The 18,075-nt window shown below is 72.7% G+C and carries 14 protein-coding genes and 1 pseudogene; 8 read left to right on the forward strand and 7 right to left on the reverse strand.

All coding sequences use genetic code 11. The features are described 5' to 3' along the window. Nucleotides 1-5 precede the first annotated feature (5 nt). The 3 genes from HTZ77_RS32620 to HTZ77_RS32630 are packed head-to-tail and all read right to left on the reverse strand — an operon-like array spanning nucleotide 6 to nucleotide 4,551. Nucleotides 6-917, reverse strand: a complete 912-nt coding sequence (locus tag HTZ77_RS32620) for a hydroxymethylglutaryl-CoA lyase (RefSeq protein WP_175593583.1) — start codon at nucleotides 915-917, stop codon at nucleotides 6-8. Continuing rightward, the gene (locus tag HTZ77_RS32625; RefSeq protein WP_175593584.1) at nucleotides 917-2,974 is read right to left on the reverse strand and encodes an acetyl/propionyl/methylcrotonyl-CoA carboxylase subunit alpha; all 2,058 of its coding nucleotides are present in this window, start codon (nucleotides 2,972-2,974) and stop codon (nucleotides 917-919) included. The genes HTZ77_RS32620 and HTZ77_RS32625 overlap by 1 nt, the downstream gene beginning before the upstream one ends. A gap of 8 nt (nucleotides 2,975-2,982) precedes the next feature. Continuing rightward, the gene (locus tag HTZ77_RS32630) at nucleotides 2,983-4,551 is read right to left on the reverse strand and encodes a carboxyl transferase domain-containing protein (protein ID WP_175593585.1); all 1,569 of its coding nucleotides are present in this window, start codon (nucleotides 4,549-4,551) and stop codon (nucleotides 2,983-2,985) included. Between the two features lie 64 nt (nucleotides 4,552-4,615). On the opposite strand from HTZ77_RS32630, the gene HTZ77_RS32635 reads away from it, so the two are divergent. The 5 genes from HTZ77_RS32635 (at nucleotide 4,616) to HTZ77_RS32655 (ending at nucleotide 8,352) form a co-directional block, all read left to right on the forward strand. Continuing rightward, nucleotides 4,616-5,224, forward strand: a complete 609-nt coding sequence (locus tag HTZ77_RS32635) for an SACE_7040 family transcriptional regulator (RefSeq protein ID WP_175593586.1) — start codon at nucleotides 4,616-4,618, stop codon at nucleotides 5,222-5,224. Nucleotides 5,225-5,319: 95 nt separating this feature from the next. Next, entirely contained in the window at nucleotides 5,320-5,958 is a 639-nt protein-coding gene (locus tag HTZ77_RS32640) for a PadR family transcriptional regulator (protein WP_175593587.1), read from the forward strand. Continuing rightward, nucleotides 5,959-6,936 (forward strand): ATP-binding cassette domain-containing protein, encoded by a 978-nt coding sequence (locus HTZ77_RS32645; RefSeq protein WP_175593588.1) that lies wholly within the window; start codon nucleotides 5,959-5,961, stop codon nucleotides 6,934-6,936. After that, nucleotides 6,933-7,793: an ABC transporter permease gene (locus tag HTZ77_RS32650; protein WP_175593589.1), complete on the forward strand. Its 861-nt coding sequence runs from the start codon at nucleotides 6,933-6,935 to the stop codon at nucleotides 7,791-7,793. The genes HTZ77_RS32645 and HTZ77_RS32650 overlap by 4 nt, the downstream gene beginning before the upstream one ends. Before the next feature lie 109 nt (nucleotides 7,794-7,902). Beyond that, nucleotides 7,903-8,352, forward strand: a complete 450-nt coding sequence (locus HTZ77_RS32655; RefSeq protein ID WP_175593590.1) for a hypothetical protein — start codon at nucleotides 7,903-7,905, stop codon at nucleotides 8,350-8,352. 55 nt (nucleotides 8,353-8,407) lie between these two features. Here HTZ77_RS32655 and HTZ77_RS32660 read toward each other — a convergent pair whose 3' ends face one another. Next, nucleotides 8,408-9,760 carry a hypothetical protein gene (locus HTZ77_RS32660; RefSeq protein WP_175593591.1) on the reverse strand — a complete coding sequence of 451 codons (1,353 nt, stop codon included), beginning with the start codon at nucleotides 9,758-9,760 and terminating at the stop codon, nucleotides 8,408-8,410. Between the two features lie 196 nt (nucleotides 9,761-9,956). Between HTZ77_RS32660 and HTZ77_RS32665 the strand changes: the two genes are divergently transcribed. The 3 genes from HTZ77_RS32665 to HTZ77_RS32675 all read left to right on the forward strand — a co-directional run bounded on the left by HTZ77_RS32665 (nucleotide 9,957) and on the right by HTZ77_RS32675 (nucleotide 14,553). Further along, nucleotides 9,957-12,176: a thiamine pyrophosphate-dependent enzyme gene (locus tag HTZ77_RS32665; RefSeq protein ID WP_175593592.1), complete on the forward strand. Its 2,220-nt coding sequence runs from the start codon at nucleotides 9,957-9,959 to the stop codon at nucleotides 12,174-12,176. 156 nt (nucleotides 12,177-12,332) lie between these two features. Next, nucleotides 12,333-13,316: a LacI family DNA-binding transcriptional regulator gene (locus HTZ77_RS32670; protein WP_175593593.1), complete on the forward strand. Its 984-nt coding sequence runs from the start codon at nucleotides 12,333-12,335 to the stop codon at nucleotides 13,314-13,316. Continuing rightward, nucleotides 13,303-14,553, forward strand: coding sequence for a serine/threonine-protein kinase (locus tag HTZ77_RS32675; RefSeq protein WP_175593594.1), 1,251 nt, complete (start codon nucleotides 13,303-13,305; stop codon nucleotides 14,551-14,553). Before HTZ77_RS32670 ends, HTZ77_RS32675 begins: the two co-directional genes overlap by 14 nt. Before the next feature lie 49 nt (nucleotides 14,554-14,602). Here the strand turns inward: HTZ77_RS32675 and HTZ77_RS48845 are convergent. From HTZ77_RS48845 to HTZ77_RS32685, 3 genes and pseudogenes are all read right to left on the reverse strand, one after another. After that, a pseudogene (locus HTZ77_RS48845) lies at nucleotides 14,603-14,686 on the reverse strand (hypothetical protein); the annotation flags it as partial. A 143-nt stretch (nucleotides 14,687-14,829) separates the two neighbouring features. Continuing rightward, nucleotides 14,830-15,267 carry a cellulase family glycosylhydrolase gene (locus HTZ77_RS32680; RefSeq protein WP_205304155.1) on the reverse strand — a complete coding sequence of 146 codons (438 nt, stop codon included), beginning with the start codon at nucleotides 15,265-15,267 and terminating at the stop codon, nucleotides 14,830-14,832. Nucleotides 15,268-15,274: 7 nt separating this feature from the next. Beyond that, nucleotides 15,275-17,956, reverse strand: a complete 2,682-nt coding sequence (locus HTZ77_RS32685; protein WP_175593595.1) for a glycoside hydrolase family 48 protein — start codon at nucleotides 17,954-17,956, stop codon at nucleotides 15,275-15,277. Nucleotides 17,957-18,075 lie beyond the last annotated feature (119 nt).

Here is an 18,075-nt window from a genome sequence, read left to right on the forward strand (position 1 = left end):
GGTGGTCAGCCTTTCGAGAGGGCCTGGACGACGCGGGACGGGCTGGGACGGCCGAGCAGCCGGGCCAGCCAGGTGCTGGTCTCCACGAGCTTGCCGAGGTCGAGGCCGGTCTCGACGCCGAGGCCGTCGAGCATCCAGACGAGGTCCTCGGTCGCGAGGTTGCCGGTGGCCGACTCGGCGTACGGGCAGCCGCCGATGCCGCCCGTGGACGCGTCGACGGTGGTCACGCCGGTCCTGAGCGCGGCGAGCGTGTTGCCGAGCGCCTGGCCGTACGTGTCGTGGAAGTGGACGGCGAGCCGGTCGGGCGAGCCGAACGCCTCGATGAGCGCGGTGACGTGGCCGGGCGTGGCCACGCCGATCGTGTCGCCGAGCGACAGCTCGTAACAGCCGAGCCCGAGCAGCCGCTCGCCCACCTCGACGACCTGCGGGATCGGCGTCGGCCCCTCCCACGGGTCGGCGAAGCACATGGACACGTACGCGCGGACCCTGACCCCCGCCGCCAGGGCACGGGCGACGACCGGCTCGAACATGTCGAACTGGCTCTCCAGGCTGCGATTGAGGTTCTTGGCGGCGAACGTCTCGGTGGCGCTGGCGAAGACGGCGATCTCGTCCACCTCCAGGGCCAGCGCCCGGTCGAGGCCGCGCTCGTTCGGCACCAGCACCGGGTAGCGGACGCCGGGCCGGCGCTCGACGCGGGTCAGCAGCTCCTCGGCGTCGGCGAGCTGCGGCACCCACTTCGGGTGGACGAAGCTGGTCGTCTCGATCACCTTGTGCCCGGCGCCGGCCAGGCGCGCGACGAACTCCGCCTTCGCCTCGACGGGGACGACCGCGGCCTCGTTCTGCAGCCCGTCGCGCGGGCCGACCTCGTAGACGGTGACCTGGTGGGGCAGGCCCTCCAGCCCGTATGGCCGGCGCATCACGACTCCTCCTCGGGCGTGACGACGGCGAGAACGGCGTCCATGTCGACCGGCCGGCCGGCCGGGGCCGGCAGCTCGGTGACGCGGCCCGCGAGCGGGGCGGTGACGGTGTGCTCCATCTTCATGGCCTCCACGATGAGCAGCGGCTCCCCCTCGGCGACCAGGTCGCCCGTCTGGACCTTGACCACGAGCACGGTGCCGGGCATGGGGCTGCGGACGACGCCGTCGCCCGTGCCCGCCGCGCCGGGGCGGTCGCCGGGGTCGCCGATGAGGTGGCGGGTGAACGCCCAGGCGGAGCCGTCGCGGCCGAGCCAGAGCGTGTCGCCGTCGCGGGCGCAGGCGTAGTGGCCGGTGCGCCCGCCGAGCGTGACGGACAGGCGGGAGCCGTCGCGCCGGATCCGCGCGGCCGTGCCCCTGCCCGGACCGCCGGACCGGCCCTCGGGGGCGTCGCCGGACCGGCCGTCGAGGGCGTCGCCGGAGTGAGCGCGAGGGCCGTCGCCGGGATGGTCGCCGGGGCCGTCGCCGGGCACGCGCACCTCGGCCGCCTCGTACGGCAGGCCGCGCGCCTGGACGGCGTGCACCGCGCCGCGGGACTCCAGCCGCCACGTCGTCCACGCCCGCTCGCCGACCCGCCACCCGTCGGTGACCTCCCACGGGTCCGCGCCCTGGGGCAGCGCGTGGAAGGCGAGCGCGGCGGCCGCCAGCGCCTCGGCGGGCGGCTCGCCGGCGAGCGGCAGGTCGGGCAGGACCCGCTCGACCAGGCCGGTGTCGAGCGCGCCGGAGCGGACCGCCGGATGGGTGACGAGGGCGCGCAGGAACGGGACGTTCGTGGTGAGGCCGAGCACGGCGGTGCGGGCCAGCGCCTGGTCCAGCCGCAGCAGCGCCGCGTCCCTGGACGGCGCCCAGGCGATCACCTTGGCCAGCATGGGGTCGAACTCGCTGCCCACGACCATGCCCTCGGACAGGCCGGAGTCGACCCGGACGCCCTCCCCCTCGGGCTCGCGCAGGGCGAGGACGCGCCCGCCCGTCGGCAGGAAGCCGCGCGCGGGGTCCTCGGCGTAGACGCGGGCCTCGACGGCGTGGCCGCGCAGCCGTACGTCCTGCTGCGCGAAGGGCAGGGGCTCGCCCGCCGCCACCCGGATCTGGAGCTCCACCAGGTCGAGGCCGGTGACCAGCTCGGTGACGGGGTGCTCCACCTGGAGACGGGTGTTCATCTCCATGAAGTGGTGCTCGCCGGTCGTGCCGTCCACGATGAACTCGACCGTGCCGGCCCCCGTGTAGCCGACCGCGCGGGCCGCCTCGACGGCCGCCGCGCCCATGCGGGCGCGCAGGCTCTCGTCCACGAACGGCGACGGCGCCTCCTCGACGATCTTCTGGTGGCGGCGCTGGAGGCTGCACTCGCGCTCGCCGAGGTGGACGACGCCGCCGTGGGCGTCGGCCAGCACCTGGATCTCGATGTGGCGGGGGTTGGCCACGTAGCGCTCGATGAGCAGCGTGTCGTCGCCGAACGCGGCACGGGCCGTACGGCGGGCCGACGCGATGGCCTCGGGCAGCTCGGCGGCCGAGCGGACCAGCACCATGCCCTTGCCGCCGCCGCCCGCGGAGGGCTTGATCAGGGCCGGGAAGTCGTCCCAGCCGGCCAGCGACTCGGCGGGCTCGGCGGCGCCCGGGACGACGGGCACGCCGGCGGCCGACACGGTGGCCTTGGCGCGGATCTTGTCGCCCATGGCGTCGATGGCCTCGGGCGGCGGGCCGACGAAGACCAGGCCGGCCTCGGCGCAGCGGCGGGCGAAGGCGGCGTTCTCGGCGAGGAATCCGTAGCCGGGGTGGACGGCCTGGGCGCCGGACGCCTGGGCCGCCGCCACAATCGCCTCCATATCCAGATATTTCGGGATCTGGAGGGCTTGGTCGGCGTCCAGCACGTGCCGCGCACCCGCGTCCGACGCGGTGTGCACGGCCACGGACGCGATGCCCAGCCGGCGCAGCGTCCGGATCACCCGGACGGCGATCTCGCCCCGGTTGGCGACGAGGACGGTGTCGAACAGCGAAGGACTCATGCGCGCGGTCACATCCGGAAGACGCCGTAGCGGACGGGTTCGAGCGGGGCGTTGGCCGCCGCGGACAGGGCCAGGCCGAGGACGGTGCGGGTGTCGACCGGGTCGATCACGCCGTCGTCCCACAGCCGGGCCGTCGAGTAGTAGGGGTTGCCCTGGTGCTCGTACTGGGCGCGGATGGCGTCGGCGTCGGCGGAGCCGACCGTGGTCAGGACGTTGGCCGCCTGCTCGCCGCCCATGACCGAGATGCGGGCGTTCGGCCACATCCACAGGAACCGCGGCGAGTACGCCCGCCCCGCCATCGCGTAGTTGCCCGCGCCGAACGAGCCGCCGATGACGACGGTGAACTTCGGCACCCGGGCGCAGGAGACGGCCGTGACCATCTTGGCGCCGTGCTTGGCGATGCCGCCCGCCTCGTACGCCTTGCCGACCATGAAGCCGCTGATGTTCTGCAGGAACACCAGCGGGATGCCGCGCTGGTCGCACAGCTCGATGAAGTGGGCGCCCTTCAGCGCCGACTCGCTGAACAGGATGCCGTTGTTGGCCACGACGCCGACCGGGTGCCCGTGAATGTGCGCGAAGCCGGTGACGAGCGTCGGGCCGTACTCGGCCTTGAACTCCAGGAACCGCGACCCGTCCACGACGCGCGCGATGACCTCGCGCACGTCGTACGGCCGGCGGGTGTCGCCGGGCACGATGCCGTACAGCTCGCGCGGGTCGTGGCGGGGCTCCTCGGGCGCGGTCACCGGCCACGGCCGGGGCGCGCGGGGCGCGAGCGTGGAGACGATGTCGCGGACGATGGCCAGCGCGTGGGCGTCGTCGGCGGCCAGGTGGTCGGTGACGCCGCTGGTCCGGGCGTGCAGGTCGCCGCCGCCCAGCTCCTCGGCGCTGACCTCCTCGCCGGTGGCGGCCTTCACCAGGGGCGGGCCGCCGAGGAAGATGGTGCCCTGGTCGCGGACGATGACGGCCTCGTCGCTCATGGCGGGCACGTACGCGCCGCCCGCCGTGCAGGAGCCGAGGACCGCGGCGATCTGCGGGATGCCCTGCGCGGACATCGTGGCCTGGTTGAAGAAGATGCGGCCGAAGTGCTCGCGGTCGGGGAAGACCTCGTCCTGCCTGGGCAGGAAGGCGCCGCCGGAGTCGACGAGGTAGACGCAGGGCAGCCGGTTGTGCAGCGCCACCTCCTGCGCGCGCAGGTGCTTCTTGACGGTGACCGGGTAGTACGTGCCGCCCTTGACCGTGGCGTCGTTGGCCACGACCACGCACTCGCGCCCGGAGACCCGGCCGACGCCGGTGATGATGCCGGCGGCGGGCGCCTGGTCGTCGTAGAGGCCGTTCGCGGCCAGCGGCGACAGCTCCAGGAAGCGCGAGCCGGGGTCGAGCAGGCCGTCGACCCGGTCGCGCGGCAGCAGCTTGCCGCGCTCGACGTGGCGGCGGCGCGCCCGCTCGGGGCCGCCCTGCGCCGCGGCCGCGAGCCGTTCGAGCAGCTCTGCCGCGAGCCGCTCGTTGTGCTCGGCGTTGCCCTTGAAGTCCTCGCCGCCGGGATCGGCGGACGACCTCAGCACGGGCCAGTCGCTCATGACTCCCCTCTCGTCCTGTTCGAGATGTTAGTCATCGTTAACGTAACCGTCTAGCATGTGAGACGTGACGACCGCCCGTACCCCTACCCGCAATCGCGGCAACCGGCGCGCCGAGATCCTCGACGCCGCGGCCCGGCTGTTCGCCGCCCGAGGCTTCCACGGGGTGTCGATCGAGGACATCGGCGCCGCCGTCGGCGTCTCCGGCCCCGCGCTCTACCGGCACTTCGCGGGCAAGGAGGCGCTGCTGGCCGAGATGCTGCTCGACGTCAGCTCGCGGCTGCGCGAGTCGGCCGCGGCCGTCGTCACCTCCGCCACGGCACCGGCCGCCTCCTCGGCCGAGACACTGGACGCGCTGCTCGACGCGCAGATCACCTTCGCCCTGGAGCAGCCGGCGCTGATCACCGTGCACGACCGCGAGCTGGGCAACGTGCCCGAGCCGCACCGCCGCCGGATCCGCCGGCTGCAGCGGCTCTACGTCGAGGAGTGGGTGACCGTGCTGGCCGAGCTGCACCCGGGCTGCCCGGCGGCCCGGCTGCGCGCCGCCACCCACGCGGTCTTCGGGTTGCTGAACTCCACCCCGCACAGCGCGGGGGAGCTTCCGGCGCGCGACATGCGCCCGCTGCTGCGCGCGATGGCCCGGGCCGCCGTCGACGCCGCTGTTAACGCCCGCTAACACCGCCGCTTTCGCCGCATCCATCCCGACCTAAGGCATTGTCCTGCCAACTATCTAGATATATCGTCACTGTATCTCGATAGTTGGAAAGGATCATGATGACGTTCGACCCCCATGACTGGCGCGACCACCCGCCGTTCCCGCCCGTCCCCCCGGGCCCGCACGCCGCGCACCACGGTCACCCGGGCCACCACGGACACCACGGCCCTCCGGGCCCCCCGCCTCCGCCGCCACCTCCCCACCCGCACCTGCACCTGCCCGACGTCCCGCCGGGCTGGGAGGGCGAGGCGCCCCGCGTCCGGCGCGGCGACGTGCGCGCGGCGCTGCTCAGCCTGCTCGCCGAGGAGCCGAAGAACGGCTACCAGATGATCCAGGACATCGAGTCCCGCAGCCGCGGGATCTGGCGGCCGAGTCCCGGCTCGGTCTACCCCGCGCTCCAGCAGCTCGAGGACGAGGGCCTGGTCGTCGGCGAGGAGGGCGGCGGCAGCCGCGCGTACCGGCTCACCGAGCGGGGCCGCGAGCAGGCCGAGCGCCACCTGCGCGACTCGGCGCCCTGGGACGAGGTCGCCCGCACGATCCCCGAGGACCGCCACGAGCTGCGGCTGCTGTGGGGCCAGCTCGGCGAGGCGTTCGTCCACCTGACCCGCACGGCCAACGACCGGCAGGTCGCCCAGGCCAAGAAGCTGCTCAAGCAGACGCGCAAGTCCGTTTTCCAGATCCTGGCGGAGGACTGAATGAGCACCGCACCGGCCGTGGCCGTCCACGGCTTACGCAAGAACTACGGCAAGGTCGAGGCCGTCAAGGGCGTCGACTTCGAGGTGGCGCCCGGCGAGGTGTTCGGCTTCCTCGGGCCGAACGGCGCCGGCAAGACCACCACGATCAGCATGCTGTGCACGCTGGTCAACCCCAGCGGCGGCAGCGCGCTCGTCGCCGGGCACGACGTGGTCAACGAGCGCGACGAGGTCCGCCGCAACATCGGGCTCGTCTTCCAGGACCCCACCCTCGACGGCTACCTCAGCGCCGAGCAGAACCTCCGCTTCCACGCCGAGCTGTACGGGGTGCCGAAGAACGTCGTCGGCGACCGGATCCGGCAGGTCATGGAGATGGTGGCGCTCTGGGACCGCAAGGACGCCAAGGTCATGACGTTCTCCGGCGGCATGAAGCGGCGCCTGGAGATCGCCCGCGGCCTGCTCCACTCGCCCCGGGTGCTGTTCCTCGACGAGCCGACCGTCGGCCTCGACCCGCAGACGCGCTCGGCCATCTGGGGCTACATCAACGAGCTGCGCCGGCTGGAGGACATCACCATCTTCATGACCACGCACTACATGGACGAGGCCGAGTTCTGCGACCGCATCGCGATCATCGACCACGGCGAGGTGGTGGTCATCGACTCCCCCGAGGCGCTCAAGGCCAGCGTCGGCAAGGACCGCGTGCAGATCCACACCGGCGACGACGCCAAGGCGATCACGGCCCTGAGCGAGCGGTTCGGGCTGGAGGCGGCCGTGCGCGAGGGGGCGGTGACGTTCGCCGTGGCCTCGGGCGAGGAGTTCGTGCCGCGGCTGTTCGCCGAGCTCGGCATGCCCATCACGTCGGTCAGCGTGTCGCGGCCGTCGCTGGACGACGTGTTCATGTCCTACACCGGCTCCACCATCCGCGACGCCGAGTCGGGCGCCGACGCGATGTCGTGGATGCGCACGATGGCGAGGCGATGACGATGGCGACCGAGGCGATCAGCGTCCGGATCCAGGCCCGCGGCGCGGGTCACGACCTCCGGGCGATCAAGGTGGTGCTGCACCGGGAGATGCTGCGCTTCGTCAACGACCGCACCCGCATGGCGTCCATGCTGCTGCAGCCCGTGCTCTGGCTGTTCGTCATGGGCACGGGGCTCGGCTCGCTGGTGCGCGGCTCCATCCCGGGCGTCGACTTCCGCACGTTCATGTACCCGGGCATGATCTCGATGACGGTCATCATGACCGGCATGTTCTCGGCCGGCTCGATCGTGTGGGACCGCGAGTTCGGCTTCCTGCGCGAGATGCTGGTCGCGCCGGTCTCGCGCGGCGCGATCGTGGTGGGCAAGTGCCTGGGCGGCGCCCTCGTGGCCACGGGCCAGGGCCTCGTCATCCTCGCCATGGCGGGGCTCGTGGGGGTGCCCTACTCGCCGTCGCTCATGCTGACGCTGCTGGCGGAGATGTTCCTCGCGGCGTTCACGATCACCGCGTTCGGGGTGACGCTGGCGGCGCGCATGAAGAACATGCAGACCTTCTTCGGGCTCATGCAGATGGCGATCATGCCGATGATGTTCCTGTCGGGGGCGATGTTCCCGCTGGCCAACCTGCCGTCGTGGCTGCACGTGCTGACGGTGGTCAACCCGATGACCTACGCGGTGGACCCGATGCGGCACGCCGTCTTCAGCCACCTGGACATCCCGGCCCAGGTCGACGCGGCCCTCAACCCGGGGGTGCGCTGGTTCGACTTCCAGGTGCCGGTGGCGCTGGAGCTGGGGCTGGTGGCGGCCCTGGGGCTGGCGCTGATGACGGCCGCCATCGCGCAGTTCCGGCGGGCGGAGTAGTTCCCGGATTCGGAGTGCGACGAACAGGTGACCGAATGTAGTCTTCCGTGCGTGAGCGTAAGGAGCGGCGTTCACCCCCCATTCCGCTTCTCCCTGAAAGGAACGCCCAATGATCGACCTGCGGATGGAAGTCGAACACCTGAAGGTCCGCGTCAGTACTCTCGAGGCTCATACGATGAGCGGCATGCCTGACACGCCTGTCGCGGAGCGCTTCGGAGTCCTGCACGACCGCATCGACCTGGTCGGACGCAGTGTCCTCACCAAGCTCGACCAGCGGTGCACCAAGCTCGACCAGCGGATCGACACGACGCGGGCCGAGATGAAGCAGGGGTTTCAAAACGTCAACGAGCGGCTGGATCTCATCGACCTCCGCTTCGAGCAGGTCGACGGCCGGTTCGCGAAGATCGACGATCGCCTTGAAGCGATCGACCAGCGGTTCGAGGCCATCGACCAGCGGTTCGACACCATGGACCAGCGCCTCGGGCGAGTAGAGAGCGACATGACCGACATCAAGGCCATGCTCCTCAGCCTCGGGGCGAAGGCCCCCGAACTGAACTGACACGCGTGAGGCCCGTGGCTCCCGCCCCGGGCCTCACGTCATGCGCTGATGAGGGCTACCGCCTCACGACGCGCACGTAGTCGGCACGGCTGGTGTCGCCGTACGTGTCGCCGTCCCCGGCGAAGACGAACTTCCACGAGCCCGACTTCCACGCCTTGACCTTGGTCCACAGCTTGCCGCTGTCACCGGACCGCGTGGTCTTGACGTACTGCCAGGAGCGCGCGTGCGCGGGCTTGAAGTACAGCGCGACCTTGCCCGCGTACCCCTCCCAGGCGCCCTCGTCGTCGATCTGCAGCAGGCCCCTGACCTTCAGGTACTTGCCGCGCTTGACCGGCTCCGGGTAGGCGTTGAACGCGACGACGCGCGTGCCGGCCTTCTCCGCCGGCGGCGGCGTGGGCCGCTCGACCCGCACCCAGTCGGCGTCGCTCGCCGAGCCGTCGAAGCCGCGGGCGCCGCGGAAGACCGCGCGCCACCAGCCCGACCCGGCGGCCGTGGCCGAGGCCAGGAAGCGGCCGTGGCGGCCGGTCACGTCACTGGTGACGTACTCCCAGCGGTCCGAGCCCTGAGCCTTGAACTGGATGGCGACCCGCTGGCCCGGCAGGCCGTCGCCGTCGGAGCGCAGGGCGCCGGTGAAGCGGAGCGTGTCGCCCTTGTCGACCGGCTCGGGCGCCGCGTCGAAGCCGGCGATGTCGGTGTCGCGGTCGCCGGCCCTGACGTCCACCCGGTCGGTGTCGCCGACGGAGGAGGCGGCCTCGGCGTTGCCGCCGAACTCGGCCCGCCACCAGCCGGTGGCCTCGGCCTTGACCCGGACGGCGAAGGCGCCGCCGGGGCCGGTGGTGGTCTTGGCGACGTGCCGGTAGGCGTCGGTGCCCTGCTCGCGGAACGTGATGGTCACGTTCTGCCCGGCGTACCCCTTGCCACCGGCGAGCAGCGTGCCGGAGACCTTGATCGTGTCACCGCGGGAGACGCTGTCGGGGTCGGCGTCGAAGTCGACGATCTTGGTGTCGAGCGTCTTGCGGACCTCGAACGTCCCGGTGACGGACTTCTCGCCCGAGCCGCCCGAGCCGTGCGCCACGGCCAGGACGTTCCACGTGCCGGCGTCCTTGGACTCGAAGGCGCGGGTGCCGGTCCAGCGGGTCCACTGGCCGAACGGCTTCGAGGTGAGCGTGATCGGGCTGCCCGCGCTCACGCCGGGCGGCTTGAGCTGGAGCTCGGCCGAGCCGGCGTCCTTGGTGGCGAACGAGAAGGTCGCCGTCACGGTCTTGTCCGAGACCACGATCGGCGGCCCGGGATCCACGTCCACCTTGGAGATGGCGGGTGCCGCGGCGGCCGAGGCCGCGGGAGCCAGGACCAGGCCCGCGGCTCCCATCGTGAGCACGACGGCGGCCGCATGGATGCGTTGTAACATTCGGGCTCCTTTCAGAGACCCCAGTGGTTCAACGCGGCGTTGAGGGTGCCACGTTTTCACCCCAGTAGACGCACAGAAACCCTTCATTGTTCTCAAACCTGACAAACTCGCATAGATCATCGTCAATCGGACCGGTCCAGAACATGTCGCCGCCGAAGGCAGACGCGGGCGGCGGCGGCGGGACATAATCGGGCTTGTGGCGCGGGACACAGTTGAGACTCACTTCATCGAAGCGGTAGCGGCGCTGACGGCGGCCCCGGCGAGAGATCCGGGCCGTCCCGTCCGGGAGGGGAGCTCGCTGACCGGCGAGCAGGCCCGAACGCTCTTCCACCGCCAGATCGACAGCCGCCTCCTCGACATCGCCGCGCGCTGGCTGCGCGAGCGCGACGAGGGCTTCTACACGATCGGCTCGGCCGGCCACGAGGGCAACGCGGCCGTCGCCGCCGCTCTGCGGCCGACCGACCCGGCCCTGCTGCACTACCGCTCCGGCGCCTTCTACCTCACCCGTTCCGAACAGGCCGGACGGCTGCCCGACCAGGGGCTGCGCGACGTCCTGCTGGGGCTGTGCGCCGCCGCCGAGGAGCCCGTGGCGGGCGGACGGCACAAGGTGTTCGGCCATCCCGAGCTCGCGGTCATCCCGCAGACCTCGACGATCGCCAGCCACCTTCCGCGCGCGGTCGGCGTCGCCTTCGCCATCGAGCGGGGCCGGGCGCTCGGCGTCCCGACGGCCTGGCCCGCCGACGCGATCGCGGTGTGCAGCTTCGGCGACGCCTCCGTCAACCACGCCTCCGCGCTGACCGGCCTCAACACTGCCGCCTACGCCACCCACCAGGGGCAGGCGATGCCGATCCTGTTCGTGTGCGAGGACAACGGCATCGGCATCAGCGTCCGCACCCCGAAGGGCTGGGTGGAGGCCGCGGCGCAGCGACCCGGCATCGCGTACTTCCCGGCCGACGGCTGCGACCTGGTCGAGGCCCACGCCGCCGCCGTGCGCGCCGCCGAGCACGTGCGCACCCACCGCTCCCCCGCGTTCCTGCACCTGAGGACCGTGCGGCTGATGGGCCACGCCGGCTCCGACGTCGAGGTCGCCTACCGCACCCAGCGCGAGCTGCGCGCCGACCTGGAGCGCGACCCGCTGGTCGCGGGCGCCCGCCTGCTCGTCGAGTCGGGCCTGGTCACCCCCGAGGAACTGCTCAGGAAGTACGAGTCGACGCGCGAGCACGTGCTGCGCATCGCGCTGGAGACCACCCGCGCGCCCCGGCTGGGCTCGGCCGCGGAGATCATGGCGCCGATCGCGCCGCGCCGCCCCGACCTCATCGCCAAGATCGCCCCGGTCGCCGCCGAGCCGTCCGTCCGGGAACGCGCCTTCGCCGGCACGCCGCCCGAGGCCGAGAAGCCGATGACGCTCGCCCAGTCGATCAACCGCACGCTGGCCGACGCGCTGGCCGTCCACCCCGAGATGATGGTCTTCGGCGAGGACGTCGCCAGGAAGGGCGGCGTGTACGGCGTGACCCGCGGCCTGCAGAAGCGGTTCGGCGCGGGCCGGGTCTTCGACACCCACCTCGACGAGCAGGCCATCCTCGGCCTGGCGCTCGGGTCGGGCGTGTCGCGGCTGCTGCCCGTCCCGGAGATCCAGTACCTCGCCTACCTGCACAACGCGCTCGACCAGATCCGCGGCGAGGCGGCCACGCTGTCGTTCTTCTCCAAGGGCGCCTACCGCAACCCGCTCGTGGTGCGGGTGGCGGGCTACGCCTACCAGAAGGGCTTCGGCGGCCACTTCCACAACGACAACGCGGTGGCCGCGCTGCGCGACATCCCCGGCCTGGTGATCGCCTCGCCGTCGCGGCCCGACGACGCCTCGGCGATGCTGCGCACCTGCCTCGCGGCGGCCCGCACCGAGGGGTCGGTGTGCGTGTTCCTGGAGCCGATCGCGCTCTACCACACCAAGGACCTGTTCGAGGACGGCGACGGCGGCTGGCTGGCGCCGTACACGCCGCCCTCGCGCTGGAGCGAGACGCACGTGCCGATCGGCCGGGCGCGCTCCTACGGCGACGGGCGCGACCTGACGATCGCGACCTTCGGCAACGGCGTGCGGATGAGCCTGCGCGCCGCCGTGCGGCTGACCCAGGAGGGCTACAGCTGCCGGGTGCTCGACCTGCGCTGGCTCGCGCCGCTGCCCGTCGACGACCTGCTGCGCGCGGCCGAGCTGACCGGCAAGGTGCTCATCGCCGACGAGACCCGCCACACCGGCGCGGTGTCGGAGGGCATCGTGGCCGAGCTCGTCGACGCGGGGTTCTCGGGGCAGATCGCCCGGGTCACGTCCTCCGACAGCTTCATCCCGCTCGGCGCCGCCGCCGACCACGTGCTGCTGTCGGAGGAGGAGATCGAGCAGGCGGCCCGCAAGCTCCTCGGCTGAGGACCGGGCGGCGGATCGCGCGATCCGCCGGCCCGCGATTTCGCGCGTGTGCCCTGACGTGCACTTCCTGACCGCGAGCGTGACTGCATCTGTTAACAGCCCCGAAACACTGATAGTTTAGGGAGCGCTCCCAATAGATCTTGGGCGAGGTGTGCCGTGACCGATTTGCCCACGCTCGCACAGGTAGCGGCCGAAGCCGGGGTCTCCCAGGCGACGGCTTCTCGCGTATTGACTGGCACGGTCAGGGTCAGCACGTCGACCCGCCGTCAGGTCTACGACGCGATGTCGCGTCTGGGGTACGTGCGCCATCGGGCGCCGCGCGGCGCTCCGGCGCGGCGGGCGGCCGGAGGGGTGGCGGTGGTGGTCTGCGACCACCTCCACCGGTTGTTCTCGGACCCGTACTACGCGCGGTTCCTGTCGGCGAGCGGCGACGTCCTGGCCGAGCTCGGCCTGCCGATGATGGTGATGACCGTGCCGCCCGCGGATCCGGGCACGCTGCCCGCCCTCGCGGCCGGGGCCGACGGGGTGCTGCTGATCGCGGCCCGCAAGCAGCACCCGCTGGCGATCACGCTGTCCACCTCCGGCATCCCGGTGCGCGGGATCGGCCGGCCGCCCGACGACGTGAAGGTCCCGTACGCCGACGTGGACAACCGCGACGGGGCCCGGCAGGCGGCCGAGCACCTGCTGCTCGGCGGACGCCGGTCCATCGGGGTGATCGCCGGCCCGCCGACGCTCCCGGCCGCGCAGGACCGGCTGGAGGGCTTCGTCACGACGCTGCGCCAGGCCGGGACGAGCGACGTGCCGGTGGCGTACGGCGACTTCGGGCTGCCGTCGGGCACGCACGCCATGCAGTGGCTGCTGCGCCGCTCCCCCGGCCTGGACGCGGTGTTCGCCGCGTCCGACCTCATGGCCGCCGGGGCGCTCAACGCGCTGGCCCGGGCCGGCCGCCGGGTGCCGGACGACGTCGCGGTGATCGGGTTCGACGACTCCCCGCTGGCGCGGCGGGCGGTCCCGGCGCTGACGACGGTGCGCCAGCCGGTGGAGGAGCTGGCCATCCTGGCCACCCGGCTGCTGCTGTCCGGAACCGTCTCGGTCAACCCGATCCTGCCCGCGGAGCTGGTCGTCCGTGCATCAGCATGAGCCGGGGGACGTCCTGGCCCGCCGGTACGTGCTGCTGGAGCGCATCGCCTCCGGCGGCACGTCGGTGCTGTGGCGGGCGCGCGACAGCGCGCTGGAGCGGCTCGTGGCGGTGAAGGTGCTGCAGGAGGAGCGGGAGCTGGCGCGCAGGGAGGCCAGGACCACCGCCCGGCTGGAGCACCCGGACGCCATCGAGGTCTACGACTACGGCGAGACGGTCACGGCGCGCGGGCGGGTCGCGGCGTACGTGGTGATGCGGCTGCTCGACGGCGTGCCCCTGGCCGAGCGGCTGTCGGCGGGGCCGCTGCCGTGGCGCGAGGCGGCGGCCGCGGCCGCGCGGATCGCCCGCGTGCTGGAGGCCGCGCACCGGCAGGGCATCGTCCACCGCGACGTGTCCGCCGAGAACGTGCTGCTGACCGGTTCCGGGCCGAAGCTGCTGGACTTCGGCATCGCCGCGCCGAGCGGCGACCCGGACGACCAGCGCGGCACCCCGCCGTACGTCTCGCCGGAGCGGCTGGCGGGCGCGCCGGTCCATCCGGCCGTGGACGTGTACGCGCTCGGGGTGCTGCTGTTCGAGATGTGCACCGGCGCCCCGCCGTACCCGGAGACCACCTGGGAGGAGCTGGAGGGGGCGCGCAGGACGCGGCCGTGCCCGCGCCCGGCCGGCGTGCCGGGCGAGCTGGCGGCCCTCTGCGCGCGCTGTCTCGACCCGTCGCCCGCGCGGCGGCCCACCGCCGGTGACGTGGCGCTGCGGCTCGCCGCGGCGCTGCGCCGCTCGGCGGCCCGCCGCAGGCTGCGCCACGGGCTGGCCGTGCTGGCGCTGGCCCCGGTCGCGGGCACGGTGCTGTGGCTGGGACCGCAGGCCGCCGAGCAGGCGCCGCGCGTAGCGGCCGGTCTGCCCTCGGCGGTGGCCGAGCCGCAGCCCCACGAGACGCCCGCCGGCCTCCCGGCGGCGGCGCCCCTGGTCTCCTCCTCGCCGCGCTACTCGTTCGCGGCGCGCCCCCTCCCCCGCGCCCTGGACCGCTTCCACGACGAGCTCGACGCCGGCGCCGCGGCCGGCCGGATCCGGGCCGACGCGGCCTTGGACCTGCGCCAGACGATGGCGCACGTCACCTCGCGCGGCGGGGTCGCGGAGGTGCGGCGCAAGCTCGGCGACCGGCTGCGCGAGGGCGCGGTCGAGCCGGGCCTGCGCGGCGACCTCGACGCCCTGCTCGCCGAGATCGCCGCGGCCCTGGGGTGAGCGCCCCCGGGGTCAGGGGGGTGCGGGCGCAGGTCAGCGTGGGCGCGGCGTCGGTGCCGCTCCAGCTGCCCAGGAATCCGAAGGTGGCCGTCCCGCCCGCCGCGATCGCGCCGTTGTGCGACTCGTTCACGATCGTGTACGGGCTCGCCGTCTACCTGGAAGCCGTCCGGCCAGCTCCCCACCTGGCTGTAGGCGGCGGTGCAGCCGCCGCCGCCCGAGCCGCCGGTGGTGGTGACCGTCACCGTGCCGGACACCGCCGAGGTGTTGCCGGCCGCGTCACGGGCCCGCACCTGGAAGCGGTACGTGGTGCTCGGCGACAGGCCGGTGGCGGTGAACGACGTCGTGGCGGACGTGCCGGCCACCGCGAGTGGTGTCGTGGTTCTCCAGCACGCAGATCAGCCGGTTCTGCTTGCACAGGGAGATGACGTTCGCCACGTCGGAGGCCGGGTTCGCGGTCCACCGGCCGCCGCTCAGCACCACGCGGACGGTGTTGGCGCCGAGCGCCTTGATGCCGGCGAACGCGCCGGTCCGCGCCGGGTACCAGGTGTGCGCGTGGCTGGTGCCGCGCATGACGAACGCGTTGCCGTTCGCCTCGACGAGGCGGGTCCCGCTGACCCACAGGCCGGTCGCCGCGGCGGCGGGCCTGTGGGTCAGCAGGATCGCGCCGACCAGCGCGAGCAGCGCGATGAGGCTCGTGGTGATCGGTCGCGTCATCGAGCGGTCACCCGTTCGGGAAGAGGGTGCCGTAGTCGGCCGCGGCCATGGCGATGTCGGCCTGCGCCCAGAAGCGGTGGTAGGTGAACGTCGGCGCCGAGCCGCCGTTCAGGTAGCTCTGGACCTTGGGCCAGTCGGGGTCGGTCTTGTAGAAGGAGCGGATGTCGAGGAACGTCTTGCCGGGGGCGATCTGGTCGCCGTTGGGCATGGTGCCGGTGTAGCCCGGCGGGATGTACAGGCCGGTGTTCGTGGAGTCGTTGTTCGGGTCGTCGAAGCGGTTGTAGTCGTCGCGGGTCTCGCTCACCACGGCGCCCTTGGCGTCCTTGTGGGCGAGGATGCCGTCGATGAGGTTCTTGGCGCCGGTCTTGGCCGCCGCGTTGCCGGACTTGGCCGCGTACCAGGTGAGGGTGCGGGCGTAGGCGGCGGCCACGCCGACGTCCTGGGTGGTGTTGGCCACGGTGACGTGCAGGCCGGGGTTGGGGCCCGGGGTGCCGCCGCCGCTGTAGCTGGCCGCGGGGGCGCCGGTCCAGGTCATGTCGTTGGGGATGCGGTAGTCGCCGCCGCTGCCGAACGTGGTGTTGGCCAGCGCCCACGGCACCCACTTGTCGAGGATGGCCTTGGCCTTGGCGTCACCGGTGACGTAGTAGTACTCGGCCACCCGCTCCAGCGACCACGCCTGGAAGCCGAACCACCGGTTGCTCGGCGGGTCGTGGTAGACGGGCTGCCAGTCGTAGGCCCAGCCGTAGAAGGTGGGCGTGCCGGCGGGCGGCGCCTGGTAGTCGCCGTTCCAGCTGTTGGTCGCGCCGCCGGCGATGCCGCCCTCGGCGGACTGCAGCCACAGGTACGAGTCGAGCTGCCGGTTCAGGCTGGTCTGCCAGTCGGAGGCGGCGGTCGGCGACTGCGGGCGCAGCGAGGTGGGGCCGGAGGGCGACAGCACCCAGGCGGCCAGCGGGTTCTGGTAGCCCTGGTGCCAGGAGCTGGAGCCGACGCGCCACGCCCAGGCGCCGCCGGTGTCGCCGCCCCAGGCGTAGTACCAGGTCAGCAGGTACGACGAGCTGCTCTTGCCGCTGCCCGCGGCGCAGGACTTCGAGGTGCAGCCGGGGTTCTTGAAGTACTTGTCGTAGAAGGCGTAGCGCAGGAAGTCGCCCATCTTGGCGGCCTTGGTCAGGGTGGTGGAGATCTGCGACTGCTTGCCCTGCGCGGTGGCCCAGGTCAGCGCCCAGTACGCGGCCTGCACGGCGCGCGCGTCGGCGTCGGGGGCGTCGGTGTAGCGCCACTGGTTGGCGCCGCCGCCCTGGATGAACAGCGGCGGGTATCCGGCGCCGGACTTGCCGAAGCGGCCGGTCTCGCACGACGGATGCGCGACGGTCTCCCAGGTGGACTCCTGCGGGCCGCGCTGGAAGGTGTTGATGTAGGTGACGCGCTTGGTGTTGTCGCCGCACTCGCTGAGGTTGGCGCCGCGGCCGGTGCCGTAGCCGTAGACGTCGTCCACGTCGAGCAGCCAGTGCATGCCGTAGACGTTGCGGTTGCCGTACGTGCTCTGCAGCTCGTTGGCGAGCGGGTCCTGGCCGGCGACGACGCTCGAGTCGAGCGTCACCGGGTAGCCGCTGGGCTGCGGCTTCTCGGGCGCGTAGTCGGCGGGGTCGTTCGGGTTGTAGGTGGAGGAGCCGCCCGGCTGGCCGCCGGCCGACGGGATGATGTACTGCTCCATCACGTTCCAGGCGTTGTTGAACGGCGCCCAGTTGCCGGTGACCCTGCCGTACTGCGCCTCCAGCCACAGCCAGAAGCTGAACGCCTCGGAGGTCGTCTCGTGGCCGTGGTCGGGGGCCTCGACGATGAGGGTCTCGATCGAGTGGTACGGGATGCCCTCGGGCGAGAAGTAGCCGTTGGCCGGATCCTTGAGCTTGTTGTACTGGGTGGTGAACTCGGCCACGTAGGTGTTGGCCGGGGGCGCGTCGTCGTCGGCCTCGGTGGCGGTGACGCTCACGCTGGTCAGGCCGCCGGCGGCGACGGTGACGGACCGGCTGCCGTTGGTGGTGTCGCTGTCCTGGGCGGCCGAGACGGTGACGTTCTGGACCGTGTTCCAGTTGGCGGAGGTGAAGGTCAGGCCGGCGCCGGAGGTGACGGTCAGGTCGGCGTCGCCGCTGCCCGCGGTGGAGGTGACGGTCACGTTCGAGGTGGGCTGCGTCGCCAGGCGGACGCCGTAGGTGGCGGTGCCGCCCTCGGGCACGGTCACCGCCGTGGGGCTGACCTGGAGGGCCTGCTGGCCGGGATCGGGGCCCGGTCCGTTGCCGCCGCAGGTCACGCCGTTGACGGCGAAGCTGGTGGGATTGGTGTTGGTGCCGCTGTAGGAGCCGTTGAAGCCGATCGTCCACTGCGCGCCGCTGGCCTGCGTGCCGTTGTAGCTGAGGTTCGTGGCGGTGACGTTCTGGCCGGACTGGCTCCAGGCGGCCGACCAGCCGTTGGTGACCTGCTGGTTGCCGGGCCAGGCGTAGGTCAGCCGCCAACTGGTCAGCGGATCTCCGGTGTTGGTGATGGTGATGTTGGCGCCGAAGCCGCCGCCGCTGTCCCAGGACTTCACGTACGTGACCGAGCAGGCCACCGCGGCCATGGCGGTGCCCGCGCCGGCCAGCGCCGTGGAGACGGACAGGACGAGGACGGCGAGCGCGGCGAGGAGGCGGTGTCTCATGAAGGTCCTCTCGACGTGCCGATGGGAGCGCTCCCAACTCGCTGGGGTTACGCGGATGGTAAGCGCGCGTCAGGGCCCCGCACAGGAGGCGGACGCGCCGGAACGGCGGTTTCCAGGTG

Source organism: Nonomuraea montanisoli, from assembly GCF_013363975.1.
Lineage (GTDB): Bacteria > Actinomycetota > Actinomycetes > Streptosporangiales > Streptosporangiaceae > Nonomuraea > Nonomuraea montanisoli.

Bases quoted from the DNA above. Each gene is read 5' to 3' on its own strand.
- HTZ77_RS32620 (WP_175593583.1), bottom strand. From the start codon at position 917: ATGCGCCGGCCATACGGGCTGGAGGGCCTGCCCCACCAGGTCACCGTC.
- HTZ77_RS32625 (WP_175593584.1), bottom strand. From the start codon at position 2,974: ATGAGTCCTTCGCTGTTCGACACCGTCCTCGTCGCCAACCGGGGCGAG.
- HTZ77_RS32630 (WP_175593585.1), bottom strand. From the start codon at position 4,551: ATGAGCGACTGGCCCGTGCTGAGGTCGTCCGCCGATCCCGGCGGCGAG.
- HTZ77_RS32640 (WP_175593587.1), top strand. From the start codon at position 5,320: ATGATGACGTTCGACCCCCATGACTGGCGCGACCACCCGCCGTTCCCG.
- HTZ77_RS32645 (WP_175593588.1), top strand. From the start codon at position 5,959: ATGAGCACCGCACCGGCCGTGGCCGTCCACGGCTTACGCAAGAACTAC.
- HTZ77_RS32650 (WP_175593589.1), top strand. From the start codon at position 6,933: ATGACGATGGCGACCGAGGCGATCAGCGTCCGGATCCAGGCCCGCGGC.
- HTZ77_RS32655 (WP_175593590.1), top strand. From the start codon at position 7,903: ATGATCGACCTGCGGATGGAAGTCGAACACCTGAAGGTCCGCGTCAGT.
- HTZ77_RS32660 (WP_175593591.1), bottom strand. From the start codon at position 9,760: ATGTTACAACGCATCCATGCGGCCGCCGTCGTGCTCACGATGGGAGCC.
- HTZ77_RS32680 (WP_205304155.1), bottom strand. From the start codon at position 15,267: ATGACGCGACCGATCACCACGAGCCTCATCGCGCTGCTCGCGCTGGTC.
- HTZ77_RS32685 (WP_175593595.1), bottom strand. From the start codon at position 17,956: ATGAGACACCGCCTCCTCGCCGCGCTCGCCGTCCTCGTCCTGTCCGTC.